The organism is Sphingosinicella soli, from assembly GCF_014199685.1.
Taxonomy (GTDB): domain Bacteria; phylum Pseudomonadota; class Alphaproteobacteria; order Sphingomonadales; family Sphingomonadaceae; genus Sphingosinicella; species Sphingosinicella soli.
In genome coordinates, this window is record NZ_JACHNZ010000081.1 from 1 (window position 1) to 1,723 (window position 1,723).

Below are 1,723 nucleotides of genomic sequence, written 5' to 3' on the forward strand. Positions count from 1 at the left end.
TCGTTGTGGCGCTCCCATGGAGTATCTGTCCCATAGCGCATCCTTCCATTGCTGGCTGAATAATGCACCATCAAAGCCTGGGATCAAACACCTAGATCGCCCGGTGGAAAGCGGCCGTACGTCCACGCATAAACATCGGGCAAGAGTGGTGGGTATCGGGGGACAGGGCACGCTCAGTGGCGGAGCTTAGCAACTTTGCTAATCAGCTTCCGGCGCATCAGCTTGTGTTCCCGCCGAAGCGGCTTGCTCGCTGTTGTTCAGCCGTGTGTAAGGAGCGCTGGAAGAAGCTGTTCATCATGCGGATATTTCTTCCTCTGCTGGCGCTCTGTGCGGGATGTTCGCCGGCTGGTCCGGATCACAGCGATGCGAACCCCGCGCCGACGCGCGCCTTCTCGACGCAGACCGAAGCTCCCTCGCCCGACTATGCTGCATTGCTCGGCCAGCCCGTGGCGGGTGGTGAGGGACGAACATGGGAAGCCACTTCGTCTCTCCCGCCGAATGCAAAGGCAATCGGCGACTTGTGGATCGCGCGGCTGCAAGAACGCAGAGCGCTGCTCGGCCATAGGCTCGCGGGCAAGACTCCCGACGGACCGGTCGAGATGATCGACATGGGTCTGACCGAGCAGGAGTTCAAAGCCTGGGTAATGGAAAATGAGTGGCGTGTGCCCGGTCATATTCGCTGGAGCTTTGTACCTGAGATGAGCCGTCCTCCGGTGAGTCAGGCGGCACAAGGTGCGATCCGCGTGTGGCCCGCTTCCAAAACGCGCACTGGGATTCAGCTCCAGGCCCTTTTCTACGGCAAGGTCGTATTGCGAGACGGTTGCTTCTTTGTCGGTTTCGACGGTCAGCCTGCCGATAAGCTCGCGTGGTTTCATTCCGAAATGGGTTTGCACGTGGATCCGGCCGGCTATTTCATCCTGCGCGACAGAGTTAGCGGCCGAACTCTGGCGCGTCTGGGCGAGGATATGAGCTGGGGCGGCCCCGCGAGCGCGGATATCGACACGGAAACCGAGCAGGCCCTGCAGGATGCCTGCGGCCCCGGCGAAGTCTATATCGTGGGCTCACCCGAAGCGCGTGAGCGGTTCCTAACACAGTATCCGCATCTGCGCGAGCCGATGCTCCCGCCACTGTTGTCATCAACCAAAAAGTGAAAAACCTGTGCGAACATCTCGGGGGTTCGGCGTGAAGCGCTGCTTGGTCGAAGATCGAACGCCATTTTCGGGTGCCAGTAAGGTCGGCTCGATGACCGACGACGCCAACAATCCGGACGTTCGAGCTCCCGATCGAGCTTTCCTATAGCGGCCATTCAAATCTGTAACCCGCGGAGCTGATCAGTTAGCCGACGTCTATCACAGTCAGCTTGATACGGCGCTTGTCCTGATCGCGGCGCTTCCGCGCAACCAGTCTCTCCAGATGTCGAGCATAATACGTGTGAATCGGCCTGCAATATTGACCCTGTTCGGGGGTGATCGGCTTTCAAAATTGACCCCCTGAACGGATGCGGTTCACCTCGTCGTTTTGCGGCGGGGCCTGCGCATGGGATGGTTCCCTTCGGTTCTGTCGCGGAATGCGCCGACGCTACGAGTCGTTTGCGTAAGCCGTAAAGAGGCCGAACCTGAGTGAGACCGCCCGGTCCCTCGCGAGATTCGATCTTGTGAGGGCGCGCTTATACGTCGTGCCGACGTGGCTTTTGAAGTGTAGATGGATGGCCGCAATGGCAATC

General features: G+C 59.5%; 1 protein-coding gene. It reads left to right on the forward strand.

All coding sequences use genetic code 11. From position 1 onward, the window contains the following. Positions 1–176: 176 nt before the first annotated feature. Positions 177–1,151, forward strand: a complete 975-nt coding sequence (locus GGQ98_RS18010) for a hypothetical protein (protein WP_184072048.1) — start codon at positions 177–179, stop codon at positions 1,149–1,151. Positions 1,152–1,723: the final 572 nt, after the last annotated feature.